Source organism: Zestomonas insulae (assembly GCF_016901015.1).
In the GTDB taxonomy this organism is placed as follows: domain Bacteria; phylum Pseudomonadota; class Gammaproteobacteria; order Pseudomonadales; family Pseudomonadaceae; genus Aquipseudomonas; species Aquipseudomonas insulae.
Genome location: NZ_JAFEUP010000003.1, coordinates 222,842 through 249,662 on the forward strand (window position 1 = coordinate 222,842; position 26,821 = coordinate 249,662).

Sequence of the window (26,821 nt, forward strand, 5' to 3'; positions counted from 1 at the left end):
CTGCTAAATGCGCTCCGGCGCTTGTTGACTGTCGACCGCCGGTAGGTGGTCGCTTGGATGAAAGAAATGAGTGTATTGCGTCTCCCTATGGTTCTGCTGCTGACAGGCGTGCTCGGGCTGGTGGGGTGTGTGGGCTACAAACCGGTGCCGCTCTACAAGCTCGACAGCGGCAATCCGGGCGTGCCTTCGCAAAAGGGCGGGCCGGCGATTCTGCTCGGCCCGGTGACCGTCGCCGACTACCTGCAGCGCGAAGTGCTGCTGCAGCGCCAGCCGGACGGCAGCCTGCTGCCCTCCGAGCATGACCGTTGGGCCGGCAGCCTGACCGCCGACATCGATCAGGTGCTGCTGCGTCAGCTGGCCTGGCGGCTGAACACCCAGCGTCTGGTGCTGGCCCCGGCTGCCGCCGGTTTCAGCGCCGACATGCAGGTGCAGCTGACCATCAGCCGCCTCGATTCCGGTCCGCAGCAGCCCGCGGTGCTGGAGGCAGAGTGGCGCGTGCTGGACAAGCGTGGCCAGCTGCGCGACAGCCGCATGGTGCGCGTGCAGGAAGACCACCTCGGCACCGCGGCCGACCAGGTGCGTGCGCAAAGCGTGGTGTTGCAGCGCCTCGCCGAGCAACTGGCGGAGAACGTTCAGCCGTTGCTGCTGCAGGAGCAGCAGGCGCCGGTTGCCGAAGTGCCGCGCAAGCCGGCACCGAGCGCGCCCGAGCGCGCCAAGGAGCCTGCTGAGCCGAAGATTCCCATGGCTGCGCCGGTGCGCACCGACGTGGAAGTGTTCCGCTTCTAAACGGCCCTGACGCAAAAAAGCCCGCACTGGTTGCGGGCTTTTTTTTGGCTGCAGGAACCACCGTCGATTCAATTCGGGCGCCGGCGCAGCAGCGCGCGCAGACCAACCCCGCTGAGCGCCAGGCCGGCGCACGGCGCCCAGACCCAGCGCGCTTCAGAGAGCAGCACCTGGACGCCACGGGGGCCGAAGAAATTGCCGATGAACGGTGACACGACTATCGGCCGCCACGGCAGGAAGTAGCGTTGTGCGTCCCACGGCCAGAAGAAGGCGACGTCGAGGCCGCCGTTGGTCAGGGCATCCAGCAGGCCGTGGGAGGCGCAGGCCAGGCCGACCCACAAGCCCGGCTTGAGCGGCCCGCAGCCGAGCCAGCGGCTGCCCAGTGCCCCGAACAGCCCGCAACCGGCGGCGAACAGCAGTGAATGGCTGAAACCGCGGTGACCGAAGGCGTCGGCGTAGGCGATGCCGAGCTGAAAGGCGAGGACATCGGCGTCCGGCAGGCAGGCGGAGAGCAGGCCGGCCAGCAGCAGGCGGGGTGGGATCTGGCGACTGCCCAGTGCCAGGCCGACGGCGAGGACCGGCAGCGGGTGGCTGATCAGGGTCGTCATGCGGCGCCGACCGCTTAGTGCGGCCGGCCTTCGTGCATGCGTGCCAGCTGACGTTCGAGCAGCGAAGGGTAGGGCTCGAGCAGGCGCTCGACGCAGCAGGCGCCTTCCGGGCTGGCGATCACGCGAATCCGCGCGCGTTCGCGCAGCAGCCCGTCGTCGCCAATGCTGCGCTCGACCAGCAGCAGGTTGCGGCTGTGCTGCGAGAGCGCCAGGGCGTCCTGGGTGGTGTCGTTGAGCAGCAGCTCGCCCTGGCTGAGGTTGTGCAGGTCGGCGCCGTGAGTCAGACCGAGCTGCAGCTGCAGGGTGATGCCGCTGTCGGCCACCTCGATCTGCAGGGCATGGCCCAGGGCGCGCATCAGTTCACCGCAGCACACCGCGTGGGTCAGGTAGTCGTCGCCGCTGGCGTGGCTGTGGAACAGCATCAGGCTGCTGCCGTCGTTCAGCGTGTGCAGGCTGGCCTTGTACAGCGTGGCGGCCTGGTCCAAGCAGTCGCGGTAACGCTGCAGCAAGTCCATCAGGCGCGCGCGCGGCAGGCGACGCAGCTGCTCCTGGGCACCCAGCTGGATGGCCAGCACGGCGCTGTACTGGGGCGCCAGGGTGACCACCGGCGGGGCGACGGCGACCGCCTCGTCTTCGAACAGCGGTTCGCGCAGGTCGGCGAACGGGTCGTCCTCGTCGATGCTGACCTGGCGGCGTGGCGGCGGAGCGTAGTCGTCGTCGGCCTCGGAGTCACCGTGGTCGAAGCTCGGGTCGGCGAGGTCGCGCACCTCGAATTCCGGTTCGTCGGCGAAGTCCTCGGCGTCGTCTTCGCTGAAGTCGACGATCGGCTCGGCCACCGGCTCGGGGATGGGCTTCTCGGGGACCAGGCGCGCCTGCAGCTGGCGCGCCAGATCACCGATCTCGTCCTGACGGCCGGCGGCTGGCGCTGGGTCGTCGGGGTCGCGCAGCCACAGGCGCAGCTGCAGCAGCGGGGTGGACAGGTGACGGCCGAGGCGCAGGCTCAGCGACAGGGTCAGGGCCAGCAGGATCAGGCTGAGCAGGCCCATGCTCTGCAGGCTGATGGTCATTGGCTGCTGGAACTGCTCCATGTCCAGGCTGATGCGCAGGTGGCCGGCGATCACTTCCTGGAAGGTGATCGGTGTCGAGAACAGGCCTTCGGCCTCGCCGAGCATGCTCTGCTTCGGCCGGGTGCCGGCCTCGGCGAGGATGCGGTTGTCGACGCTGTAGATCGCCGCATGGGCGACCAGCGGGTTCTTCACCAGGTTGTTGAGCAGCACGTTGAGGCTGAGGATGTCGTTGGACACCAGCAGTTCGGTGGCCGAGGCGGCGGTCTGCGTGGTCAGGCTCTGGCCGAGCGCATCGGCCTGCTGCTGCATGGCCTGCTTGAACTGCAGGCCCATGACCAAGGTGTAGATCAGCAGCGCGGCGATCACCAGCAGCAGGCTGTGGCTGGCGATGCGCAGGGCGATCGGCACGCGCCGCTGGCGCAGGGCATGGAAGATCAGCAGGAAGAAGTTATCGGGTTTGACGGGCGCGGGCCGGTTCACAGAGCGCGGCTCTTCTTGAAGGGAGTTGCGGCGCAGTATAACGAGCGGCCGTGGGCGGGCAAAGCGCCGGGCGTGCCCGTGGGGCGGCGAAAATGAGTAGAATGGGCGCCTTTTTACTGCGAGGGCTGCGCCTTGCGCGAAATCGTTCTGATCAACATCACCGGCGAAGACCGTCCCGGGCTGACCGCCGCCATCACCGGCGTGCTGGCGCAGGGTGGGGTGAACATCCTCGACATCGGCCAGGCGGTGATTCACAACACCCTGTCGTTCGGCATTCTGGTCGAGATTCCCGACACCGAGCAGGCCTCCTCGGTACTCAAGGACGTGCTGTTCACCGCCTACAAGCTGGACCAGCAGGTGCGCTTCACGCCGGTCGCGGAAGCCGATTACCAGCAATGGGTCGGTGGCCAGGGCAAGCCGCGGCAGATCGTCACCCTGCTGACTCGCAAGGTTACCGCCGAGCAGCTGCAGCGGGTCAGCTCGATCACCGCCAAGTACGGCTTGAACATCGACCACATCGACCGCCTGTCCGGGCGCATGCCGCTGGACACCCCGGCCGAGCTGAGCAAGGGCTGTATCGAGTTCTCCGTGCGCGGTGAGCCGGCCGATCCGGCGGCGCTGCGTGCCGAGTTCCTCAGCGTGGCGCAGGAGCTCAACGTCGACATCGCCTTCCAGCAGGACAGCGTGTTCCGTCGCAACCGGCGCCTGGCGGTGTTCGACATGGACTCGACGCTGATCGAGGCCGAGGTGATCGACGAGCTGGCCAAGGCCGCCGGGATCGGCGAGCAGGTCGCGGCGATCACCGAACGTGCGATGCGCGGCGAGCTGGACTTCCGCGCCAGCTTCAAGGAGCGCCTGGCCTTGCTGCGCGGTCTGTCCGAAGACGTGCTGGTCGACATCGGCGCGTCGCTGCGCCTCACCGAAGGCGCCGAGACGCTGTTCGCCGAGCTCAAGCGCCTGGGCTACAAGACCGCGATCCTGTCCGGCGGCTTCAGCTACTTCGCCAAGCAGCTGCAGACCAAGCTCGGTATCGACTACGTGTTCGCTAACGAGCTGCAGATCGTCGACGGCAAGGTCACCGGGGTGGCCGTGGAGCCGATCGTCGACGCCCAGCGTAAGGCCGATCTGCTTCGTGAGCTGGCGCAGAAAGAAGGTTTGCAACTGGAGCAGACCATCGCGGTCGGCGACGGTGCCAATGATCTGCCGATGCTCGGTCTGGCCGGCCTCGGCGTGGCGTTCCGCGCCAAGCCGCTGGTCAAGCAGTCGGCCAAGCAGGCGATCTCCACCTTGGGTCTGGACGGCATCCTCTACCTGCTTGGCTACCGCGATCGCGACGGCCAGAGCTGAGCGCACGCACAAAAAAGCCGCCCCAAGGGCGGCTTTTTTGTGGCTGCGGCGGGCTATTCGTCGCCGGCCGAGAAGTCGTAGTCCATCGACTGGCTCGGGCCCTGCAGGTAGTAGCCCTGGATGTAGTTGACCCCGGCCTGCCACAAGGTCGCCAGCACGCTGGCGCTCTCCACGAACGGCACGATGGTCAGCTTGGCCTGAGCGTGCAGGCTGGCCAGCAGGGTCTTCAGCGCTTCCTGGCTTTCCACCGAGCTGAGGTCGTGGGAGAACGAGCCGTCGACTTTCACGAAGTCGATGCTCAGGTGCTTCAGTGTGTTGAACGGGTTGAGCGCACAGCCGAACTGGCTCAGGGCAACCTTGCAGTGCAGCTCGGCGAGGCCCTGGGTCAGGGCTCTGGCTTGCTTCAGGTAGGTGATCGCGTCCGGCTCGTTGATCTGGAAGGCCAGTGCGTCGGACGGCAGGCGCGCGGCCTTGAGCGCGACGCTGAGCCACGGCAACAGCGTCTGATCCTGCAGGCTGGCGCTCGACAGGTGGATGAACAGGCAGGTGTTGTGGCCCTTGGCACGGTGGTCGGCGAGCAGCTTGATCGAGTTGAGGATCACCCAGCGGTCGATCTTCTCGGCCATCCCGGCGTCGCGGGCGGCGTCGAGGAAATCCTTCGGCGGCACTTCCTGGCCCTGGGCATTGAGCAGGCGCAGCAGCACTTCGTAGTACTCGTTGCTGTCGCCGCGCAGGCTGATGATCGGCTGGAACAGCAGGCGGAAGCTGTTGTTCTCCAGCGCTTGCTGGAGCATCGCGACGATGTTGCCGCGGCTGGCAGCGGCGGCCAGTTCGTCGGCTGGGTTGTAGCGCTTCAGCGCGTTGCCGTCTTTCAGGTCGTCGGCGCAGCGGTGCGCGCGGTCGACCACTTCCTGGGCGCGCGCGGTGGTTTCGTTGATCCCGGCCAGGCCGATGGTCAGGGTGGTCTGCACGGTGCGCCCGCTGACGTCGAACAGGTGGCCTTCGACCTTGCGCAGCAGGGCCTGCAGGCTCTCGCTGCTGTGCTCCGGTGACACGCCCGGTTGCAGCACGGTGAACACGTCGTCGCCGAACCGCGCCAGCTGCGCATCGCCGGAAAAGTGCGCGCGCAGCAGGTTGGCCAGGTCGGTGAGCAGCAGGTCGATGCCGGCGAGGCCGACCTCGGCGAGCAGCACCGGGTAGCGGTCGACCCGCACATAGGCGAGGCTCGACGGCTGGCCGGCGTTGACCGCACGCTCGGCGGCGCTGTCCAGCAGTTCGAGGAAGTGGTTGCGGTTGTACAGGCCGGTGACCAAGTCCTGGCTGCTGATCTCGCGCAGTTTCTCTTCCAGCTCGCTGTTGTCGGTTTCGGCGCGGATCACCACCTGGATGCACGGCTCGCCGTCGTAGCTGGCGGGGGAGAAGTTCATTCGCGCCTTGAAGCGCTGGCCGTTGCCCTTGACCCCGCCACAGTTCAGCTCGGCAGCGCCGTCGTTGCCCTGGTAGTTCTTCAGGAAGTCCTTGAACTTGCCCTGGTCGGCGCCGTCGATCAGGTCGATCATCGGCATGCCTTCCAGTTCGTCCGCGTCGTCGTAGCCGAACATCTGCAGGTAGGCGCGGTTGGCGTAGATGTGCATGCCGTCGTGCACGTAGGTGATGGCGTCCACCGAGCTGTCGAGCAGCAGCTGACAGCGCTTCTCGGCCTCGCGCAGGGCGACTTCCGCAGCACGCCGTGCACGGCGCTCCTCGAGGTTGGCCAGCTCGCGGTTGGCGACCAGGATCAGGCGCTCGTCTTCGCCTTGCGGCAGGGCGTCCTGGGCACCGAGGGTGAGCGCTTCGGTGATGCGATCGGGGTCGTTGTCGGCGGTCAGCTGGATGACCGGGATGTCCTTGGCCTGGCGGCGGATCGCGTTGATCGCCTCGCTCGGCTCGAGGTTGTCGCTGCTCGGCGCGCTGATCAGCAGGTCCCAGCTTTGCTGGAGGATGTCGTTAAGCTCGTCGCTGGAGGTCAGGCGGTGTACCCGAGTGGCGCGGCCGGCATTGCGGAACAGGCTGACGAGGCGCTCGGCTTCGTTCTGCGAGTCTTCGAGCAGCAACAGGCGGACGGTCTTTTTTTCGATTGCCATGGGCGTATTTGGAACCTGTTCATGATCGACGAAGCGTCGGCCATACGGCGTTGAAACGGGCTCGTGGTGCAGACTTACGGCGCGCAAACTCCGCTTCCCCGGCCATCTGACTTCCGCCGGGCCCGGCCGCGATCTGGCCGGGACACCGCGCTAAACGGGCGCGAAAAGGCGACGAATGGTAATGAGTCTGGAATCTACAGCGACTTCCAGAGCGAGTCAAAATCTTCATCGCCGCCGAACTTGGCCTTGGTCGACGATGTGACGGGCTTCCCTGGATCGCTCGGGGCGTGCTCGATCGGGCGGTACTCGAACTGGTTGAAACTGCCGCTGCCGGTTTGTTTGCGGCTGAGCACGGCGCGGCATTCCTCGCCGGCCAGATTGATCAGTACCTTGTTGCCTTCCTGGAACGGCAGGCGCGGGGTGATCAGTGTCGCCGGGCGCGAGATCACGCTGATTTCCGGGAGCAGCAGGGCGCGCAGGAACTGGCTGCTCTGTTCGCCCTTACGCAGCAGCTGCAGGCCGCAGGGTTGCGCGTGCGGGGCGATCAGCTCGATGCCCATCTGCGTGCCGCCGCCACGGACCTGGCGGATCCAGCGCACCAGCGCCAGGCTCCAGCTCTGTTCCGGGGCATCCTGGATGCCGAGCAGTTCACCGGCCTGCAGTTGGCTGGGCACGTCCTTCGGCCAGCTCAGGCAGTAGCCGCCCGGGCTGTGGTTGACGATCGCCAGCGTGTAGGTCGGGTAATCGTCGCCTTTAACGTCGTTGCGTTCGGCGCTGCTCTGATCGGGGTGGCTGTACTGGATTTCCTCGAACGGCAGGCCCTTTTCCCAGTCGGCGGTCGGTTGCGCGTCAAAGGCGTTGCGCCAGACATCGCTGGCTTCCTTGGTCAGCGGCTTGAACACCGCGCTCTTCAGTTCTTCTTCGCGCTTCAGCACTTCGCTGAACGCTTTGCGCCCGGCGAGGAAATAGTGCAGTGCGCTCATGCCGATGCACAGGGTCAGGCTGCCCTGGCCGGCGGTGCGCTGGAAGGTGCGTTCGGCGATGTCGCCCCAGGCGGAAGCGAGGTGCTGCAGCAGGTCGAGGCTGAGGTTTTCTGGCACCGGCAGGCGTGCACGGGCGCGGTCCGCTTCCGGCATCAGCAGGTATTCCTTGATCGCGTCGACCAGCGCCTGCGGGTCGATGCCCAGCAGGTTGTGCAGCTCGTGGTCCTGGAACAGCGACTTGTAGCGCGGCGGACCGTCCATCTGCGGGGCCACGGCGAACAGCGTGCCGGCAGCATCGGCATGTTGCAGGCGAACCAGCGCGCTCCAGGGCTCGAGCACCTCGGCGAGGCGCGCGATGCTGCTCTGGCGCATCTGGTTGCAGCGTGAGCAGCCCATCAGCAGGCCGACCAGGTAGGTCTGTTCGACGCTCAGGCCCTGGGTGTGGCGGGCCAGCTTGTCGCGCACCACGGTGGTGTGCAGGCCGCGCGCGAGGGCGATCTGATAGAGCTGGTGGAGCTCCAGCCAGAGGCCGTCGGGGATCGGGCAGTACAGTTGGTTGGCGCGGATCAGCGGGCCGCACAGCGCATGGCTGGCGCGTTGCAGAGCGACGGCGAGCAGTTCCGCCGGCTCGCGTTCGCGGCCGCGGCGTTGCATCTCCTGGGTGACGATCAGCTTGTAGCCGGCGGCCAGGTGGTTCTGCAGGGCCTGGCAGAGGTTGGCGATCTTGCGCGGACGCTCGTCGAGGACGATGGCCTGGTTGAGGAAGTGGCGTTCAAGGTGCTGACAGACGAAATACACCTCGGTGCGCAGCAGCTCGAGCAACTGCACGCGGTTGTCCGCCGGGGTGATCAGATGATTGACCTCGATCAGGCACTGATACAGCTGCCGGGCGGTCTCTCCCAGATTGGCTTTCGGCAAGCCGGCAATCCAGCGTTTGAGATCGCGGGGGGTCGGCTCGCAGAACGACAGACTCTGCTTATCGGGAGTGGGCACGCGTAGTAGCAGATGGAGACTCTGTTTATCCATGTATCTCGTTATCCGCGGGGCTGGATACACCAACGACGAAGGGAGGAGCCACTCTCGCGATCGCTTTTCGGCAAACTCTAGCAGCATCTGCCCTGGCAGGCAGCCTGTCGAGAGGCTGGCCGCCGCATTCTTGATTGGACCCGCCGCCCGGGGCGACGTTCCCGCGACAGCGGGTCCGGAGTGCGTTGGCTCAGCTCAGGCTGCGCGCCAGGCACTGACCCATGCGCACCGGGCTTTCGCTGGCCAGCTCTTCGGCCCAGCGCACCTGGTCCGGGCCGAACAGCACGATCGCCGTCGAACCGAGCTTGAAGCGCCCGAGTTCCGCGCCCTTGGCCAGTTCGATCGACGCGCGTGCCGCGGCGTCGTAGCGCACGCTCTTCAGTTCGCGTTTCGGCGGAGTGACCAGGCCGGCCCACACGGTTTCCACCGAGGCGACGATCATCGCGCCGACCAGCACCACGGCCATCGGCCCGCGCTCGGTGTCGAACAGGCAGACCACGCGCTCGTTGCGGGCGAACAGTTCCGGGACGTTTTCCGCGGTGGTCTGGTTGACCGAGAACAGCCGACCGGGCACGTAGACCATTTCGCGCAGGGTGCCGGCCAGCGGCATATGCACGCGGTGGTAGTCCTTCGGCGACAGATACACGGTGGCGAAGCTGCCGCCCATGAACGGCGCGGCACGCTCGGCGTCACCGCCGAGCAGTTCGACGGCGCTGAAGCTGTGGCCCTTGGCCTGGAAGATGCGGCCATGCTCGATCGCGCCGAGCTGGCTGATCGCGCCGTCGGCCGGGCACAGCACGGCATCGGCTGCCGGGTCCAGCGGCCGCGCGCCGTCTTTCAGGGCGCGGGTGAAGAAGGCGTTGAAATGCTCGTAGGCATGCAGGTCCTCGACCTGCGCCTCGCGCATGTCGACCTGGTAGCGGCGGGCGAACCAGTCGATCAGGCGATTCTTGAACCAGGCGGCGCGGCAGTCGGCGGCCAGGCCGATCAGGCGCGACAGCAGGTGATGCGGCAGCAGGTACTGGCTGAGGATGAACAGGCGATCTTTGAACGGCATTCCTTAAACCTCTACGGGGGTGTCGGGGTGGTTGCCCCATTCGGACCAGGAACCGGCGTAACCCTTCACGCGGGGATAGCCGAGCGCTTTGGCCACCAGGTAGGTGAAGCCGGAGCGGTGGTGAGTCTGGCAGTGGGTGATCACTTCCTTGTCCGGAGTGATGCCCAGGGCGCTGATGATCTCGGCGATGTCGTGGCGGATGCGCAGCGCGCGCGTCGGGTCCATGCCGGCGGTCCACTCGAAATTGACCGCGCCAGGCACGTGGCCGGCCTTGGCGGCGAGCACCTTGCTGCCGTTGTACTCGGCCGGGTTGCGCGCGTCCCAGATCGCCAGGTCGGCGGCACCGAGGCGGCTCTGCAGGTACTCGCGGGTGGCGGTGGGCTCGGCATGCAGGGTCAGCGGCAGCGGGCCGCCGACTGACGCCGGGACGTCCTGGCTGAGGGCGCGGCCATCGGCCAGCCAGGCGTGCAGGCCGCCGTCCAGGTAGTGGTACTGCGTGTGGCCGATCACGTCGAGCAGCCAGATGAAGCGCCCGGCCCAGCCGCCGCCTTCGTCGTCGTACACCACGTAGACTGCTTCGGGGTTGTGGCCAAGTTCACCGAACAGCGCCTGGAGCTGCGCCTCCTCCGGCAACAGTCCGGGCGCCGGCGGCAGGCCCAGCTGGGTGCGCTTGGGGTCGACGAAGCGCGCACCGGGCAGGTGGCCTTCGGCATAGCGGGCGGCACTGGTCAGGTCGACCAGGATCAGTTCGCGGGCATCCAGGCGCGACGCGAGGTCGGCCGGTTCGATGACCAGCGGCAAGCTGGAGAAGGCGGACATGGAGGGCCTCCGGAGTCAGAAAGGGGCGGATTGTAGCGGAACTGGCCGCGGGCGGCTCAGCGGCCGCGCTGGGCGAACTGGTCGAGGGCGCGCTCGATGCACTGGGCGGTCTTGCCGAAGCCCTGCACTTGGCGGTCATCCAGCAGCCGACCGTCGTTGTCGGCGAACAGCAGCATGGCCACCCGGCCCTTGCAGGCCAGTGAGCGGATCAACAGGTGCTCGCTGGGGAACAGCGCCTTCAGGGTGCCCGGCAGCAGCGCCGAGTACTGCGCCATGTTGGCCGGGCTGAGGCGCAGTTGCGCGGGCTGGCCGAGCAGGCGGCGCAGCAGCGGGCTGGGCGCCGGGTCGAGTTCGAGGCCCTGTGCCTGCTCGGGCAGGCCGCTGGCCTGCTGGCCGCGCAGGCGACTGTGCTGGCGGTCGCTGAGCAGCAGCAGGTGGCGCGGCAGGCCGCAGGCGCTGAGTGCGGCGCCGGCGCACAGGGTCAGCTGCGCCAGGTTGAGGAACGGGCTCGGGCTGCGCAGCAGTTCGGCGCAGTGCTGGCGCCAGTCCGGGCTGGCCGGGGCGGCGGGCTGGACGACCGGCGCCTCCGGCTCGCGCAGGTGGCTGGCGGTCCACGGCCAGAGCAGCGCCTGGGCCGGGTGCCAGAGTGTGCGCGGCTCGAGCTGGCGGGCGCTGCTGGCGGCTTGCTGGTGGATCTGCGCCTGCACCTCGCCGAGCGGCAGCTGCAGGTACAGGCCGGTGAGGCGCTGCCAGCGCAGGCTGTGGTCGCTGCCCCAGCTGGCGTGGGCGGACAGTGCCAGGCAGTTGGCCAGCAGGATCGTGTTGCCCGGCTGGGTCAGCCAGCGGCGCAGCGCCGGCGCAGCATCCAGGTGCTGCTGCTGGTGCAGTGGATGTTCGTTGTCGCGGGCGATGTGCAGCGCCTGGACCAGCAGACGGTGATCGTTGAGCAGCAGGCGGTAGCCCTGCACGATCCACTCCGGCAGCCGCCAGCGCTCGGCCAGCTGCAGGGCCAGCTGCAGCAGCGGCACGCCGAACAGCTCCAGCTCGACCTTGCGCGCCGGTTCGCCGGCGCCTAGCACGCGGCGCTCCCAAGCGTCGAACAGCGTCGGCTGGGCGAATGCCAGCGGCCACAGCGGGGCGAGGAACAGCAGGCTGCTCCAGTGGATTTCCTGCCACAGCCGCGCCAGGCGGGCGCTGAACAGGCCGCCGGCCTGCTGCGCGGCGTGCTGGCTGATCAGCTGCAGCTGGCGCAGGGCGTGTGGTGTTGCCGCGCTGTCGAGCACCGGCAGCAGTTCCACCTGCTCACCGCTGCGCTGCAAGCCGAGGCGAGTGAGGGCGATCTCCAGGCTTTCCGCTGGCTGGTTGAGGCTGCTGCCACCGCGATTGGCTTCGCGCAGCAGGGCCAGCGCGGCGGCCGGGCAGTGCTGCAGCTGCTCGGCGATCTCGCGCAGCGAGCGGCGATTGTCACGCAGCAGGCGGCGCAACTGTTCCTGCTGGGTCGGAGTGATCGGCAGGCGCACCTTCTCCAGCTCCTGAATCCAGGCGTCTAAGGTGCGGGGTAGAGCGGATGGCGTCGGCATGCTGGCTGCGCTGCATTGGATTTTCGACCTGGCAGCCTATAGTCTGGCGCATAACTTCCGATAAATAGAAGGGCGGCAGCTCAATTGCCCTTCTACCAGCGACCCCAATTCCTATGGCAAAAATTCTCGGCATCATCGTCGTATTCGCCAGCGTGCTCGGCGGATACGTTCTTTCGCACGGCCAAATCGCCGCGCTGATCCAGCCGTTCGAGGTGATGATCATCGGCGGCGCGGCGCTCGGCGCCTTCCTGCAGGCCAACCCCGGCAGCACGACCATGCACGTGCTGAAGAAGTCGCTGAAGATGTTCAGCTCGCGCTTCACCCACGGGTTCTACCTGGAAGTGCTGCGCCTGCTCTACGAGATCCTCAACAAGAGCCGCCGCGAAGGCATGATGGCGGTCGAGGCGGACATCGAAGAGCCGGCCGCCAGCCCGATCTTCAGCAAGTACCCGGGCGTGTTGAAAGACGAGCGGATGACCGCCTACATCTGCGATTACCTGCGCATCATGTCGTCCGGCAACATGGCGCCGCACGAACTCGAAGGGCTGTTCGACATGGAGCTCGGTAGCCTCAAGGAGGAACTCGAACACCCGGCCCATGCGGTCAACCGCATCGCCGACGGCCTGCCGGGCTTCGGCATCGTCGCCGCGGTGCTCGGCATCGTGGTGACCATGGCCATGCTCGGCGAGGCCGCGCAGGCCGACCTCGGCAAGCACGTCGGCGCGGCACTGGTCGGTACCTTCCTGGGGATTCTCGCCGCCTACGGCTTCTTCGGCCCGCTGGCCACGTCGCTGGAGCACGACGCCAAAGAAGAGCTGAACCTGTTCGAGGCGATCAAGGCCTGCCTGGTCGCCTCGGCGTCCGGCATGCCGCCGACCCTGGCGGTGGAGTTCGGCCGCAAGGTGCTGTTCCCTGCGCACCGGCCGAGCTTCAGCGAGCTCGACCAGGCCATGCGCGGCGGCTGACGGGTAGGCGATGGACAACAATCAGCCGATTATCGTCAAGCGCATCAAGCGCTACGCCGCGGGCCACCACGGCGGGGCGTGGAAGATCGCGTTTGCCGACTTCGCCACGGCGATGATGGCCTTCTTCCTGGTGCTGTGGCTGATGTCCTCGGCGACCCCGGAGCAGAAGAAGGCGATCTCCGGCTACTTCCAGGACCCGGTCGGCTTCACCGAGAGCGCCAGTCCCTACGTCATCGACCTCGGCGGCACGCCAACACCGGCGCCGGACAAGACCCTCAACCCGGAAATCCAGAACCTGCCGGACGACCTGGACAAGAGCAAGACCGACCCGACCCAGGCCGAAGACATCGCCAACAAGCTCGAACAGGAACGCCTCGAACTGCTGCTCCAGGAGTTGCAGAACAAGATCGACGCGAGCCCGCAGCTGCAGCGTTTCAAGGACCAGATTCTTCTCGAGATCACCCAGGACGGGCTGCGCATCCAGATCATGGATGCCGAGAACCGGCCGATGTTCGACCTCGGCAGCGCGCGTCTGCAGCCGTACTTCGAGGACATCCTGCTGGCCATGGCCGACACCATCAAGGCGGTGCCGAACAAGGTCAGCATCAGCGGGCATACCGACGCCAAGCCGTTCGCCGGCAGCGGTGACTTCGGCAACTGGGAGCTGTCGTCGAACCGCGCCAACGCGGCACGCCGTGCGCTGGTCGCCGGCGGTTATCCGGACGAGCAGGTGGCGCGGGTGGTCGGCTACGCCTCGTCAGCGCTGTTCGATCGCGAGGATCCGCTCAACCCGGTGAACCGGCGCATCGACATCATCGTCCTGACCAAGAAGGCGCAGCGCGCCATCGAAGGCGAGCAGGGCGAAGAGGCACCGGCTGAGACGCCGGCTGCCCCTGGTGAACCAGCCGCGCCAGGCAGTCAGGCCCCGGCGCCGGGCACGGCGGAGCCGTTACCGGCCGAGCAGGTGCGTGAGCAGCTGAATATCTTCGACAACGGCCCGCTCAAGCTCAACGACGCCCGCGAGCCGTAACCCCCGCTTAGTATTCGTCCTGCGGCAGACTGGCGAGGATGTGCCGGTAGCTGGCCAGTCGCTGCGGTTGCACGCGCCCGTCTTCCAGAGCCTTGAGCAGTGCGCAGCCGGGTTCGCGGTCATGCTGGCAGTCGCGGAAGCGGCAGCGGCCAAGCAGGTCGCGAAACTCGATGAAGCCATCCTCGATGTCGGCACGGCTGACGTGCACCAGGCCGAACTCGCGAATCCCCGGCGAGTCGATCAGGTCGCCGCCGCCGGGGAAGTGGAACAACCGCGCGGTGGTGGTGGTGTGGGTGCCCTTGCCGGTCAGTTCCGACAGCGCGCCGACCCGGGTGTCGACCTCCGGCAGCAGGCTGTTGACCAGCGACGACTTGCCGACCCCCGACTGGCCGACGAACACGCTGACGTGGCCGTCGAGTAAGCGCTGCAGCTCCTGCATGCCGCCGCCGCCATGCGCCGAGACTTCCAGCAACGGATAGCCGAGCTGGCGGTACACCGCCAGCAGGCTGTCCAGCGCCGCGGCGTTGTGCTCGTCGATCAGGTCGGCCTTGTTGAGCAGCAGCAGCGGGCGGATCCCGGCGTGCTCGGCGGCGACCAGGTAGCGGTCAATCAGGTTGGCGTGCGGCTCGGGCAGCGGCGCGAAGACGATCACGATCAGGTCGACGTTGGCCGCCACCGGCTTGAGCTGGCCGCGGCTGTCCGGGCGGCACAGCTCGCTGCGCCGCGGCAGCTGGGCGACGATCACGCCGTTGCCCTGGTTGCCGGCGCGCCACGCCACGCGATCACCGGTGACCAGCGGCGGCAGGTTGGCGCGCAGGTGGCAGCGGTAGGTCTGGCCGTCTTCCTCGGCCTCGACTTCCACCGTCACGCCGAAGTGGGCGATCACCAGGCCGGTCTGCTCCGGGCCCAGGTCGCCGCCTTCCAGCGCGTCCAGCGCCTGCGACTCGCGCTTGGCGGCGCGGGCGGCGCGTTCGGTCTGGATCTTTTCGATCCGCCAGTTCTGGCGGCGGTTGAGCTGGCGTTTGGCCATGTAGGGTTCCGGATTGCAGGCGGGCGGGAGCGGCGGCGAGTTTAGCACGCGCGTCGACGGCCCCCGCGCTGGGCTAAACTGCGCAACCTAGACAAGGAGCTGATTCATGCCCAACCCGAACAACCTGATCTGGATCGATCTGGAAATGACCGGCCTGGAGCCGGAGCGCGATGTCATCATCGAAATCGCCACCATCGTCACCGACAGCGAGCTCAATGTGCTGGCCGTGGGACCGGTAATCGCCGTGCACCAGAGCGATGCCGCGCTGGCCGGCATGGACGAGTGGAACACCCGCACTCATGGCCAGAGCGGCCTGACTCAGCGGGTGCGCGACAGCCAGCTGGATACCGCGGCGGCCGAGGCGGCGACCCTGGCGTTCCTCGAGCAGTGGGTGCCGCAGGGCAAGTCGCCGATCTGTGGCAACAGCATCGGCCAGGACCGCCGTTTCCTCTACAAGTACATGCCGAAGCTCGAGGCGTACTTCCACTACCGTTACCTGGACGTGTCGACCCTGAAGATCCTCGCCAGCCTGTGGGCACCGCAGATCAAGGACGGCTTCGTTAAGCAGGGCACCCACCAGGCGCTGGACGACATTCGCGAGTCGATCGCTGAGCTGCGCTACTACCGCGAGCACTTCCTCAAGGTCTGAAGGTGAGCGGCCAGGCTAGACCTGGCCGTGGCGCGCCCGCGCCCACTGCACATGCTCGCGCACCAGCGCCGACGGATCGTCGCGGCGCGCCTGCAGGGCCTCGAGCACCGGGATGCTCGACGGCGCGTTGCCCAGCCCCACGGCCAGGTTGCGCAGCCAGCGTTCGTAACCGGCGCGACGTAGTGGCGAACCTTCGGTGCGGCTGAGGAACTCCTCCTCACTCCAGCGGAACAGCTCGGCCAGGGTGGCGTTGTCCAGGCCGTGGCGCGGCTGGAAGTCGCCCTGGCTGGTCGGTCGGGCGAAGCGGTTCCACGGGCAGACGATCTGGCAGTCGTCGCAGCCGAACACCCGATTACCGATCAGCGGGCGCAACTCCTCGGGGATCGCGCCCTTCAGCTCGATGGTCAGGTAGGAAATGCAGCGCCGCGCATCCAGTACGTAGGGGGCGACGAACGCCGCAGTCGGGCAGATATCCAGGCAGGCGCTGCAGCGCCCGCAGTGCTCGCTGGCGTGCGGCGCATCGACCGGCAGCGGCAGGTCGACGAACAGCTCGCCGAGGAAGAACCAGCTGCCGGCCTGGCGATTCAGCACCAGGGTGTTCTTGCCGATCCAGCCCAGCCCGGCCTGTTCGGCGAGGGCCTTCTCCAGCACCGGCGCGCTGTCGACGAAGGCGCGGTAGCCGAACGGGCCGATGGCCGCCTGGATCCGCTCGGCCAGTTGCTGCAGGCGTTTGCGCACCAGCTTGTGGTAGTCGCGGCCCAGCGCGTAGCGCGACACGTAGGCCTGCTCCGGCGCGGCCAGGCGCTTGGCCATCTGCGTGTCGCCGGGCAGGTAGTCCATGCGCAGCGACACCACGCGCAGGGTGCCGGGCACCAGTTGCTCGGGGTGCGAGCGCTTGCTGCCGTGCGCCGCCATGTAGTCCATCTCGCCCTGATAGCCGGCCGCGAGCCAGCGCTGCAGGTGAGACTCGTGCTCGGCGAGGTCGAGTCCGGCGATGCCAACTTGCTGGAAGCCGAGCTCGCGACCCCAGTCCTTGATCGATTGGGCAAGGGCGTCGAGATCGAGCGGAGCGGTGGCGGGACTGGACATGCTGGGCGGAAATCGCGGGCGGGTGGGTATAATTCTGCCAGACATTGGAGCAGCCCATGCCATCCGTAGCCGACGACCTCCCCTTGCCTCTCTATAGCGCCGCCCAGGTGCGCGAGCTGGACGCGCGCCTGATCGCCGCCGGCACGCCCGGTTTCGAGCTGATGCAGCGTGCCGCGCACGCCGCCTGGCGGGCGCTGCGCCAGCGCTGGCCGGAGGCCGGGGCGCTGACGGTGCTGGTCGGGCACGGCAACAACGCCGGTGACGGCTACCTGATCGCCGCGCTGGCGCAGCGCGCCGGCTGGCGCGTGCAGGTGCTGACGCTGGCCGAGCCGGCGCGCCTGGCCGGCGACGCGGCGCAGGCGCATGCCGCCGCGCTGGCGGCCGGGGTGGCGATGCAAGCCTGGCGCGAATGCGCGGCGCTGGACGGCGTGGTGGTCGATGCGCTGCTCGGTACCGGCCTCAGCGGGCCGGTGCGCGAACCCTATGCCCAGGCGATTCGCCTGCTCAACGGCAGCGGCCGGCCGGTACTGGCGGTGGATATTCCTTCCGGGCTGTGTGCCGACACCGGTCGCGAGCTGGGCGTGGCGGTGCGTGCCAGCCTGACGGTGAGCTTTGTCGGCCTCAAGCTCGGACTGTTCTGCGGGGTCGCCGCGGACTGCGTCGGCGAGCTGCGTTTCGACGACCTGCAGGCCGAGCCAGCGCTGGTCGCCGCGCAGCCGGCGCGCGCCCAGCGTCTCGCCGCAACCGGGCTGGCGCGCTTGCCGGCGCGTGTGCGCAGCGCGCACAAGGGCCAGTTCGGTCACGTCTTGGTGATCGGCGGCGATCGCGGCTTCGGCGGCGCGGCGCTGCTCAGTGCGCAGAGTGCGCTGCGCGCCGGTGCCGGACTGGTGTCGCTGGCGACCCGCGGTGAACACGTCGCGGCGGCGCTGGCGCGGCAGCCGGAGCTGATGGTGCAGGCGCTGGCCTCGACCTATCAGCTGCCCGGCCTCGCCGAGCGTGCCGACGTGCTGGTGGTCGGTCCCGGTCTCGGTCAGGCGGCCTGGGGGCGCAGCCTGCTGTCTGCGGCGGCCGCCAGCGTACGGCCACAGGTGTGGGACGCCGACGCGCTCAACCTGCTCGCCAGCGGGCAGGTCGGTGCGCCTGCCGAATTGATCCTTACCCCGCACCCCGGCGAGGCGGCGCGCCTGCTCGGCTGCACGGTTGCCGAGGTGGAGTGCGATCGCCCCGCCGCGGCACTGGCCCTGGCTGCGCGCTACGCCGCAGTGGTGGTGCTGAAAGGCGCCGGCAGCCTGGTCGCCACCCCGGATGGCCGGCTGGCACTGTGCGACCGTGGCCATCCGGCGATGGCCAGTGCCGGTCTCGGCGATGTGCTGGCCGGGTTGATCGGCGCGCTGCGTGGCCAGGGCCTGCCGGCCTTCGATGCGGCGACGCTGGGCGTCTGGATGCATGCCTGCGCCGGCGAACGCGCTGCGCAGGCAGGACGCGGGCTGGCTGCCAGCGACCTGATTCCCCATATCCGTGACCTGTTGGAGAGCCATAGCCCGTGTCTGGCCTGACCCTGTTTGCCGCTGACGAAGCGGCCATGCTCGAATTCGGCGCCCGGCTCGCCGAGCTGACCGCCGGTCGGGGCGTGATCTACCTGCTCGGCGACCTGGGCATGGGCAAGACCACCCTGTCGCGCGGCATCATCCGTGGCCTAGGGCATGTCGGTGCGGTGAAGAGCCCGACCTTTACCCTCGTCGAGCCCTACGAACTCGGCGAAACCCAGGCGTTCCACTTCGACCTGTACCGTTTGGCTGACCCCGAGGAGCTGGAGTTTCTCGGTATCCGCGACTATTTCGACGGCGATGCGCTGTGCCTGATCGAGTGGCCGCAGCGTGGGGCAGGCATTTTGCCAAAGGCCGACCTGACCATTACCATTAGCCCCCATGATGGCGGTGGTCGTTCGCTGCATCTGACGGCACAAGGTCAGCGCGGCGAAGCCTGGTGTGTCGCCCTTGCGGGGGTAGTCCGGAACGACGCGTCACAATAAGAGAGTGGGGAAGTCTATGCGCATGCGCGCACAAGCGGTTGGGGTGGGTGTGCTGCTGATGGCCTTGGCGCTCGACGTGTTCGCCGCCTCGCAGGTCAAGAGCGTGCGCCTGTGGCGCGCACCGGACAACACCCGCCTGGTGTTCGACCTGTCCGGCCCGGTGCAGCACAGCCTGTTCACCCTCGCCGCGCCGAACCGCCTGGTCATCGACGTCAACGGCGCGCAACTGGCCACCCGCCTCGACCAGCTGTCGCTGAGCAATACCCCGATCACCGGCGTGCGTTCCGCCCAGCGCACCCCCAACGACCTGCGCGTGGTCATCGACCTGTCGGCGCCGGTCACCCCGAAGAGCTTCAGCCTGGCGCCCAACCAGCAGTACGGCGATCGCCTGGTCATCGACCTTTATGACCAGGGCGCCGACACTGCGCCGAGCCTGCCGCCGACCACCATCGCCGACAACCCGGCGGTGCCGGTGTCGCCCACCCAGCCGGCGCCGAAACTCACCCCGCCGCCACCGCCTGGCAGCAAGCGCGACATCGTGGTAGCCATCGACGCCGGCCACGGTGGCGAGGACCCCGGTGCGCTCGGCCCGAAAGGCCAGCACGAGAAGAACGTCACCCTGGCGATCGCCAAGGAGCTGCAGCGCCAGATCAGCCAGGAAAAAGGTTTCCGCGGCGAGCTGGTGCGCTCCGGCGACTACTTCATCCCGCTGCGCAAACGCACCGAGATTGCCCGCAAGAAGGGCGCCGACCTGTTCGTCTCGATTCACGCCGACGCCGCGCCGAGCCGCAGCGCCTTTGGCGCCTCGGTGTTCGCCCTGTCGGACCGCGGCGCGACGTCCGAGACCGCGCGCTGGCTGGCCGACAACGAAAACCGCTCCGACCTGATCGGCGGGGTGGGTAGCGTCAGCCTGGACGACAAGGACCGCATGCTCGCCGGCGTGCTGCTCGACCTGTCGATGACCGCGTCGCTGTCGTCCAGCCTCAACGTCGGGCAGAAGGTGCTGAGTAACGTCGGTCGCGTCACCCCGCTGCACAAGCGGCGCGTCGAGCAGGCCGGCTTCATGGTGCTGAAGTCGCCGGACATCCCGTCGATCCTGGTCGAGACCGGCTTCATCTCCAACCACAACGAATCGCAGAAGCTCGCCAGCGCCAGCCACCAGCAGGCCCTGGCGCGGGCGATTACCGGCGGGGTCAAGCAGTTCTTCCAGCAGAGCCCGCCGCCCGGTACCTACATCGCCTGGCTGCGTGACCAGGGCAAGATCGCCGCCGGGCCGCGCGAGCACATCGTCAGTTCCGGCGAGAGCCTGGCGCTGATCGCCCAGCGCTATCAGGTCGGCTTGACCGCCCTGCGCAGCGCCAACAGCCTGAAGAACGACACCGTTAAAGTCGGCCAGGTCCTGCAGATTCCCGCTACCGCCCTGGCGGCGCAGCCATGAGTGACGCCGCACGCATCCAGCTGCTCAGTCCGCGGCTGGCCAACCAGATTGCCGCCGGCGAAGTGGTCGAACGCCCGGCCTCGGTGATCAAGGAACTGCTGGAAAACAGCCTGGATTCCGGCGCCCGGCGCGTCGAGGTGGATGTCGAGCAGGGCGGCGTCAAGCTGCTGCGAGTGCGCGACGACGGCTCCGGCATCGCGGCCGACGACCTGCCGCTGGCCCTGGCGCGCCACGCGACCAGCAAGATTCGCGACCTCGAAGACCTCGAGCGGGTCATGAGCATGGGCTTTCGTGGCGAGGCGCTGGCGTCGATCAGCTCGGTGTCGCGGCTGACCCTCACCTCGCGCACCGCCGATGCCGAACAGGCCTGGCAGGTCGAGACCGAGGGTCGCGACATGCAGCCGCGCGTGCAGCCGGCGGCGCACCCGGTGGGCACCTCGGTGGAAGTCCGCGACCTGTTCTTCAACACCCCCGCGCGGCGCAAGTTCCTGCGTGCCGAGAAGACCGAGTTCGACCACCTGCAGGAGGTCATCCGCCGCCTGGCGCTGGCGCGCTTCGACGTCGCCTTCCATCTGCGCCACAACGGCAAGAACATCCTGGCCCTGCACGAAGCCACCGACGCCATCAGCCAGGCGCGCCGCGTCGCCTCGGTGTGCGGCTCGGCGTTCCTCGAGCAGGCGCTGCCGATCGAGATCGAGCGCAACGGCCTGCACCTGTGGGGCTGGGTCGGTCTGCCGACCTTCTCGCGCAGTCAGGCCGACCTGCAGTACTTCTACGTCAACGGCCGCATGGTCCGCGACAAGCTGGTCGCCCACGCGGTGCGCCAGGCCTACCGCGACGTGCTGTTCAACGGTCGCCACCCGACCTTCGTGCTGTTCCTGGAAATCGATCCGGCGCTGGTCGACGTCAACGTGCACCCGACCAAGCACGAGGTGCGTTTCCGCGACAGCCGCATGGTCCACGACTTCCTGTATGGCACGCTGCACCGCGCGCTCGGCGAAGTGCGCCCGGAAGATCAGCTGGCCGCACCGGCGACCATGAGCGACATGGCGCGCCCGAGTGGCATGGCGGCTGGCGAGTTCGGCCCGCAGGGCGAGATCGGCCTCGCTGCCGCAGTGCTGGAGACGCCGCCGGGGGCGCCGACCTGGCGCGCGCCGATGGGTGGTTATCAGGCGCCGCGACCGAGTTCCGGGCTGCCGGCCAGCGAGTCGGCGGGCGCCTACCGCGAGTATTTCTCGCCGCTCGGCGAGGCGGCTCCAGCCGCGCTGCCGGAGGCGCAGGGCGACATCCCTCCACTCGGCTATGCGCTGGCGCAGCTCAAGGGCGTCTACGTGCTGGCGGAGAATCGCCTCGGCCTGGTGCTGGTCGACATGCATGCTGCGCACGAACGCATCATGTACGAGCGGCTCAAGGTGGCGATGGCCAGCGAGGGCTTGAGCGGTCAGCCGCTGCTGGTGCCGGAGTCGCTGGCGCTCAGCGAGCGCGAGGCCGATTGCGCCGAGGAGCACGCCGAGTGGTTCCGTCGGCTGGGCTTCGAACTGCAGCGGCTCGGCCCGGAGACCCTGGCGATCCGCCAGATTCCCGCGCTGCTCAAACAGGCCGAAGCCAATCGCCTGGTGCGGGACGTGCTCGCCGACCTGATGGAGTACGGCACCAGCGACCGCATCCAGGCGCATCTCAACGAGCTGCTGGCAACCATGGCCTGCCATGGCGCGGTACGCGCCAATCGCCGCCTGACCCTGCCGGAGATGAACGCCCTGCTGCGCGACATGGAACACACCGAACGTAGCGGGCAGTGCAACCACGGCCGGCCGACCTGGACCCAGCTGGCCATGGATGACCTGGACAAGCTGTTCCTGCGCGGCCGCTGAGGCTTGATGCCGGTCGCGTGAAGCCCGAAGCTATGCCCTTGCAGTCCAGAGTCCCGCCGATGTCCTCCTTGCCCCCCGCCATCTTCCTGATGGGCCCCACCGCCGCCGGCAAGACCGACCTGGCCATCGAGCTGGCGAAAACCCTGTCGTGCGAGCTGATCAGCGTCGATTCGGCGCTGATCTATCGCGGCATGGATATCGGTACGGCGAAGCCCTCGGCCGAGCTGCTGGAGGCTTTTCCGCATCGGCTGATCGATATCCGTGAGCCGGAGGACAGCTACTCCGCCGCCGAATTTCGCAGCGACGCGCTGGCGGCGATGGCGGAGATCACCGCGCGCGGGCGAGTTCCGCTGCTGGTGGGCGGCACTATGTTGTATTACAAGGCATTGCTCGAAGGTCTGGCGGACATGCCTGCGGCCGATCCGAAGGTGCGCGCCGAACTCGAGGCCTGGGCCGCGGCGGAAGGCCTCGAAGCCTTGCACCGCGAGCTGCAGCGGGCCGATCCGGAGTCGGCCGCGCGCATCCATCCGAACGACCCGCAGCGCCTGGTGCGGGCGCTGGAGGTCTATCGCGTCAGTGGCCGCTCGATGACCGCCCACCGCCAGCAGCAAGGCGCGTCGACCGCCGAGCAATTGCCCTATACTGTCGCTCAACTGGCGATCGCGCCGGCGCAACGCCATGTTCTGCATGCGCGTATCGCGGAAAGATTTCAGTTGATGGTGGAACAGGGCTTCGTCGAAGAGGTCGAAGCTCTGCGTCGCCGTGCAGGTCTGCATGCGGGGCTGCCGTCGATGCGCGCAGTGGGCTATCGCCAGGTGTGGGATTACCTGGATGGCACGCTGGATCGGGCCGAGATGGTCGAGCGTGGCATCATCGCCACCCGGCAACTCGCCAAGCGGCAATTCACCTGGTTACGCGGCTGGCCTGAATTACACTGGTTGGACAGCCTGGCGAGCGACAATCTGCCGCGCGCCTTGAAATACCTGAACTCGGTCTCCATATTGAACTGAGACTTCATCTGCGGCCGTCTATCCTTGGGGGTAGGGCGGCTGGAACCTTATTTCTGATTACTAAAACTATCGACCCTCAAAGGAGTGCGGCATATGTCAAAAGGGCATTCGCTACAAGACCCTTACCTCAATACCCTGCGTAAGGAACGCGTACCGGTTTCCATCTATCTGGTGAACGGCATCAAGCTGCAAGGCCAGATCGAATCCTTCGACCAATTCGTCATTCTGCTGAAGAACACCGTCAGCCAGATGGTCTACAAGCACGCCATTTCCACCGTGGTGCCTAGCCGCCCGGTGCGGTTGCCCAGCGCGTCCGACACTGAGTCGTCCGACGTAGAGCCGGGTAACGCCTGATTGGGGATTCGTCTTGTTCTTTGAGCGTCACCAAGGGGGAGAGCGGGCCATCCTCGTGCATCTGGAGGGCCAAAATCCCGAGGTGCGCGAAGACCCGCAGGAATTTCAGGAGCTGGTGATTTCAGCCGGCGCGGAAACGGTGACTCTGGTCGTCGTGCCGCGCCATCGGCCGAGCGCCAAGTTCCTGATCGGCAGCGGCAAGGTCGACGAGCTGCACGCGCTGGTCAAGGCCGAACAGGCCGATCTGGTCATCTTCAATCATGTCCTCACGCCGAGCCAGGAACGCAACCTGGAGCGCGCGTTTGAGTGCCGGGTGATCGACCGTACCGGTCTGATTTTGGACATCTTCGCCCAGCGCGCGCGCACCCATGAAGGCAAGCTACAGGTTGAGCTGGCTCAGCTGGATCACATGAGCACGCGCCTGGTGCGCGGCTGGACCCACTTGGAGCGGCAGAAGGGCGGTATCGGTCTGCGCGGTCCGGGTGAAACCCAGCTGGAAACCGACCGCCGCCTGCTACGTGTGCGTATCCGGCAGATCAAGCAGAAGCTCGAGAAGGTGCGCAGCCAGCGTGAGCAGGCGCGGCGCGGTCGCAAGCGTGCCGACATCCCTTCGGTTTCCCTGGTCGGTTACACCAACGCCGGCAAATCGACGCTGTTCAACGCGCTGACTTCCTCCGAGGTGTATGCCGCCGACCAGCTGTTCGCGACCCTCGATCCGACCCTGCGCCGCCTCGAACTCGACGACCTCGGGCCGATCGTGCTGGCAGATACCGTGGGCTTCATCCGCCACCTGCCGCACAAGTTGGTCGAGGCGTTTCGCGCCACGCTGGAGGAATCCAGCAACGCCGACCTGCTGCTGCATGTGATCGATGCCCATGAGTCGGAGCGCGATCAGCAGATCGAGCAGGTGCTCGCGGTGCTCAGCGAGATCGGTGCCAGCGAGCAGCCGATTCTCGAGGTGTACAACAAGATCGACCTGCTGGAAGGCGTGGATCCGCAGATTCAGCGCGACGCCGACGGCCAGCCGCAGCGCGTCTGGCTCTCTGCGCGTGACAGCAAGGGCCTGGAGCTACTGCATCAGGCAATTGCCGAGCTGCTCGGCGATGACATCTTCAGCGGTACTCTATGCTTGCCCCAGCGCCTGGGACGTTTGCGTGCGCAGTTCTTCGCTTTGGGCGTGGTGCGGGAAGAGGGCCACGACGAAGCCGGCGCCAGTCTGCTGACGGTGCGTCTGCCGCGGGTCGAGCTCAATCGTCTGGTCAGTCGGGAAGGCTGGCAGCCCGCCGAATTCCTCGAGCAACACACTTTGCAATAAAGCCTGCCGCCACGCTTTTGCGGCGGACGGCGGGCATTCTGTAGCATTGGCGGGCGCGTCGCCTGGCGCGTCTTTGCTTGATCTGGATGGAGAGCGCTATGGCTTGGAATGAGCCGGGGGGCAACTCGAACAATCAGGATCCCTGGGGTGGTCGCCGCGGTGGCGGTGATCGCAAAGGGCCGCCGGATTTGGATGAGGCCTTCCGCAAGCTGCAGGACAGCCTGAACGGTTTGTTCGGTGGCAAGAAACGGGGCGGTGGCGAAGAGCCGCGTTCCGGGGGCGGTTACAGCATGCTGGCCATCGGCCTGGCAGTGCTTGCCGCGATCTGGCTGTACAGCGCCATCTACGTGGTCGACGAACAGGAGCAGGCGGTAGTGCTGCGCTTTGGCGAGTACCACAAGACTGTCGGCCCGGGCCTGAACTTCTACTTCCCACCGATCGACAAGAAGTACCAGGAAAACGTCACGCGCGAGCGGGCGTACAGCAAGCAGGGGCAGATGCTCACCGAGGATGAGAACATCATCGAAGTGCCGCTGACCGTGCAGTACAAGATCAGCAACCTCAAGGACTTCGTGCTCAACGTCGACCAGCCGGAGCTGAGCCTGCAGCAGTCCACCGACAGCGCGGTACGCCACGTGGTCGGCTCAACGGCGATGGATCAGGTGCTGACCCAAGGGCGTGAGCTGATGGCCAGCGAGGTCAAGGAGCGCCTGCAAAGCTTCATGGACACCTACCGCACCGGGATCACCGTCACCCAGGTCAACCTGCAGAGCGCGGCGGCGCCGCGTGAAGTGCAGGAAGCCTTCGACGACGTGATTCGTGCCCGCGAAGACGAGCAGCGCGAGAAGAACCTGGCGGAAAGCTATGCCAATGGCGTGGTGCCGGAAGCGCGCGGTCAGGCCCAGCGCCTGCTCGAGGACGCCAGCGGCTATCGCGATGAAGTGATTTCGCGGGCGACCGGTGAAGCCAATCGCTTCGGCAAGCTGGTCGCCGAGTACCGTAAATCACCGGAAGTTACCCGCGAGCGTCTGTACCTGGACACCATGCAGGAAATGATGAGCAACACCAGCAAGGTGCTGGTCTCCGGTGACAAGGGGCAGAACAACCTGCTGTACCTGCCGCTGGACAAGATGATCGACAGCCGCGGTGGCGCGGGTAGTGCTGTACCGGGCGCAGCGGCGGGTGCCGCGAGCGATCTGGGTGCGCGGGTCAACTCCGATCTGCAGCAGCGTGATCTGCGGACAAGGGAGAGTCGCTGATGGGCAATAAATCTCTGATCGCCCTGATCGTCGGCGTGGTCGTCGCACTGGTCGCCTGGAACAGCTTCTACATCGTCTCGCAAACCGAGCGCGCGGTGCTGCTGCGCTTCGGGCGTGTGGTTGAGCCCGACGTGAAGCCGGGCCTGCACGTCAAGGTGCCGTACATCAACCAGGTACGTAAATTCGATGCCCGCTTGATGACTCTGGACGCCTCCACTTCGCGCTTCCTCACTCTGGAGAAGAAGGCGCTGATGGTTGATGCCTTCGCCAAGTGGCGGGTGCTGGACGCCGAGCGTTATTACACCGCGACCTCGGGCATCAAACAGATCGCCGACGAGCGTCTGTCCCGTCGCCTGGAGGCGTCGCTGCGTGACCAGTTCGGCAAGCGCACCCTGCACGAGTCGGTGTCCGGCGAGCGTGATGCGCTGATGGGGCAGGTCACTGCCTCGCTGAACAAGGCGGCGCAGCGCGAACTGGGCATCGAGGTGATCGACGTACGCGTCAAGGCCATCGACCTGCCGAAGGAGGTCAACCGCAGCGTGTTCGACCGCATGGGCTCCGAGCGTGAGCGTGAAGCGCGCGAGCACCGCGCCAAGGGCAAGGAGCTGGCGGAGGGGATTCGCGCCGACGCTGACCGGCAGAAGCGGGTGATCCTTGCCGAGGCTTACCGTGAAGCGGAGGAGACCCGCGGTGACGGCGATGCCAAGGCGGCGGAAATCTACTCCAAGGCGTATGCCGAGGATGCTGAGTTCTACGCCTTCTATCGCAGTCTGAAGGCTTATCGCGAGAGCTTCGCCGACAAGCGCGACGTGCTGGTGCTGGACCCGAAAAGCGACTTCTTCCGCTACCTGGAAAAGTCCAAGTAACCGCGGTGCCCCGGCGGACGCCTGTCGTCCACCGGGGTGA

Annotated in this window: 23 protein-coding genes; 14 read left to right on the plus strand and 9 right to left on the minus strand. The window is 67.2% G+C overall.

Going from position 1 to position 26,821, the window contains the following annotated elements; genetic code table 11:
• Positions 1–66: 66 nt before the first annotated feature.
• The gene (locus JQX08_RS10880; protein ID WP_205348401.1) at positions 67–786 is read left to right on the plus strand and encodes a PqiC family protein; all 720 of its coding nucleotides are present in this window, start codon (positions 67–69) and stop codon (positions 784–786) included.
• A gap of 68 nt (positions 787–854) precedes the next feature.
• Here JQX08_RS10880 and JQX08_RS10885 read toward each other — a convergent pair whose 3' ends face one another.
• The gene (locus tag JQX08_RS10885) at positions 855–1,391 is read right to left on the minus strand and encodes a metal-dependent hydrolase (RefSeq protein WP_205348402.1); all 537 of its coding nucleotides are present in this window, start codon (positions 1,389–1,391) and stop codon (positions 855–857) included.
• Between the two features lie 14 nt (positions 1,392–1,405).
• Positions 1,406–2,938, minus strand: coding sequence for an AhpA/YtjB family protein (locus JQX08_RS10890; RefSeq protein ID WP_205348403.1), 1,533 nt, complete (start codon positions 2,936–2,938; stop codon positions 1,406–1,408).
• Positions 2,939–3,070: 132 nt separating this feature from the next.
• Between JQX08_RS10890 and serB the strand changes: the two genes are divergently transcribed.
• Positions 3,071–4,285, plus strand: a complete 1,215-nt coding sequence (gene serB, locus JQX08_RS10895) for a phosphoserine phosphatase SerB (RefSeq protein WP_205348404.1) — start codon at positions 3,071–3,073, stop codon at positions 4,283–4,285.
• A gap of 53 nt (positions 4,286–4,338) precedes the next feature.
• Here the strand turns inward: serB and JQX08_RS10900 are convergent, their stop codons facing one another.
• The 5 genes from JQX08_RS10900 to JQX08_RS10920 all read right to left on the minus strand — a co-directional run bounded on the left by JQX08_RS10900 (position 4,339) and on the right by JQX08_RS10920 (position 11,873).
• Positions 4,339–6,408, minus strand: a complete 2,070-nt coding sequence (locus JQX08_RS10900) for an EAL domain-containing response regulator (protein ID WP_205348405.1) — start codon at positions 6,406–6,408, stop codon at positions 4,339–4,341.
• Between the two features lie 194 nt (positions 6,409–6,602).
• Positions 6,603–8,417, minus strand: a complete 1,815-nt coding sequence (locus tag JQX08_RS10905) for a molecular chaperone (protein ID WP_205348406.1) — start codon at positions 8,415–8,417, stop codon at positions 6,603–6,605.
• A gap of 190 nt (positions 8,418–8,607) precedes the next feature.
• The gene (gene asd, locus JQX08_RS10910; RefSeq protein ID WP_205348407.1) at positions 8,608–9,474 is read right to left on the minus strand and encodes an archaetidylserine decarboxylase; all 867 of its coding nucleotides are present in this window, start codon (positions 9,472–9,474) and stop codon (positions 8,608–8,610) included.
• 3 nt (positions 9,475–9,477) lie between these two features.
• On the minus strand, positions 9,478–10,293 hold the full coding sequence (gene rhdA, locus JQX08_RS10915; protein WP_205348408.1) for a thiosulfate sulfurtransferase: 816 nt from the start codon (positions 10,291–10,293) through the stop codon (positions 9,478–9,480).
• Between the two features lie 56 nt (positions 10,294–10,349).
• On the minus strand, positions 10,350–11,873 hold the full coding sequence (locus JQX08_RS10920) for an HDOD domain-containing protein (protein WP_205348409.1): 1,524 nt from the start codon (positions 11,871–11,873) through the stop codon (positions 10,350–10,352).
• 113 nt (positions 11,874–11,986) lie between these two features.
• Here JQX08_RS10920 and motA point away from each other — a divergent pair, with 113 nt between their 5' ends.
• Positions 11,987–12,838, plus strand: a complete 852-nt coding sequence (motA, locus tag JQX08_RS10925; RefSeq protein WP_205348410.1) for a flagellar motor stator protein MotA — start codon at positions 11,987–11,989, stop codon at positions 12,836–12,838.
• A 10-nt stretch (positions 12,839–12,848) separates the two neighbouring features.
• Positions 12,849–13,868, plus strand: a complete 1,020-nt coding sequence (gene motB / locus JQX08_RS10930; RefSeq protein ID WP_205348411.1) for a flagellar motor protein MotB — start codon at positions 12,849–12,851, stop codon at positions 13,866–13,868.
• Positions 13,869–13,875: 7 nt separating this feature from the next.
• Here the strand turns inward: motB and rsgA are convergent, their stop codons facing one another.
• Positions 13,876–14,898, minus strand: coding sequence for a small ribosomal subunit biogenesis GTPase RsgA (gene rsgA / locus JQX08_RS10935; protein WP_205348412.1), 1,023 nt, complete (start codon positions 14,896–14,898; stop codon positions 13,876–13,878).
• 106 nt (positions 14,899–15,004) lie between these two features.
• Here rsgA and orn point away from each other — a divergent pair, with 106 nt between their 5' ends.
• On the plus strand, positions 15,005–15,547 hold the full coding sequence (gene orn, locus JQX08_RS10940) for an oligoribonuclease (protein ID WP_205348413.1): 543 nt from the start codon (positions 15,005–15,007) through the stop codon (positions 15,545–15,547).
• 15 nt (positions 15,548–15,562) lie between these two features.
• On the opposite strand, the gene queG is transcribed toward orn, so the two are convergent.
• Positions 15,563–16,636 (minus strand): tRNA epoxyqueuosine(34) reductase QueG, encoded by a 1,074-nt coding sequence (gene queG / locus JQX08_RS10945; protein WP_205348414.1) that lies wholly within the window; start codon positions 16,634–16,636, stop codon positions 15,563–15,565.
• A 56-nt stretch (positions 16,637–16,692) separates the two neighbouring features.
• On the opposite strand from queG, the gene JQX08_RS10950 reads away from it, so the two are divergent.
• From JQX08_RS10950 to hflC, 9 genes are all read left to right on the plus strand, one after another.
• On the plus strand, positions 16,693–18,192 hold the full coding sequence (locus JQX08_RS10950; protein ID WP_205348415.1) for an NAD(P)H-hydrate dehydratase: 1,500 nt from the start codon (positions 16,693–16,695) through the stop codon (positions 18,190–18,192).
• Positions 18,180–18,668, plus strand: a complete 489-nt coding sequence (gene tsaE / locus JQX08_RS10955) for a tRNA (adenosine(37)-N6)-threonylcarbamoyltransferase complex ATPase subunit type 1 TsaE (protein ID WP_205348416.1) — start codon at positions 18,180–18,182, stop codon at positions 18,666–18,668. Before JQX08_RS10950 ends, tsaE begins: the two co-directional genes overlap by 13 nt.
• A 16-nt stretch (positions 18,669–18,684) precedes the next feature.
• On the plus strand, positions 18,685–20,106 hold the full coding sequence (locus JQX08_RS10960; protein WP_239482131.1) for an N-acetylmuramoyl-L-alanine amidase: 1,422 nt from the start codon (positions 18,685–18,687) through the stop codon (positions 20,104–20,106).
• A complete protein-coding gene (gene mutL, locus JQX08_RS10965) occupies positions 20,103–21,977 on the plus strand; it encodes a DNA mismatch repair endonuclease MutL (RefSeq protein WP_205348418.1) in 1,875 nt (624 codons plus the stop codon). Before JQX08_RS10960 ends, mutL begins: the two co-directional genes overlap by 4 nt.
• 59 nt (positions 21,978–22,036) lie before the next feature.
• Positions 22,037–22,987, plus strand: a complete 951-nt coding sequence (gene miaA / locus JQX08_RS10970; RefSeq protein WP_205348419.1) for a tRNA (adenosine(37)-N6)-dimethylallyltransferase MiaA — start codon at positions 22,037–22,039, stop codon at positions 22,985–22,987.
• 93 nt (positions 22,988–23,080) lie between these two features.
• Entirely contained in the window at positions 23,081–23,341 is a 261-nt protein-coding gene (hfq, locus tag JQX08_RS10975; protein WP_205348420.1) for an RNA chaperone Hfq, read from the plus strand.
• A gap of 13 nt (positions 23,342–23,354) precedes the next feature.
• Entirely contained in the window at positions 23,355–24,656 is a 1,302-nt protein-coding gene (gene hflX, locus JQX08_RS10980) for a ribosome rescue GTPase HflX (protein WP_205348421.1), read from the plus strand.
• A 98-nt stretch (positions 24,657–24,754) separates the two neighbouring features.
• The gene (gene hflK / locus JQX08_RS10985) at positions 24,755–25,915 is read left to right on the plus strand and encodes an FtsH protease activity modulator HflK (RefSeq protein ID WP_205348422.1); all 1,161 of its coding nucleotides are present in this window, start codon (positions 24,755–24,757) and stop codon (positions 25,913–25,915) included.
• Positions 25,915–26,781 carry a protease modulator HflC gene (gene hflC, locus JQX08_RS10990; RefSeq protein WP_205348423.1) on the plus strand — a complete coding sequence of 289 codons (867 nt, stop codon included), beginning with the start codon at positions 25,915–25,917 and terminating at the stop codon, positions 26,779–26,781. The genes hflK and hflC overlap by 1 nt, the downstream gene beginning before the upstream one ends.
• Positions 26,782–26,821: the final 40 nt, after the last annotated feature.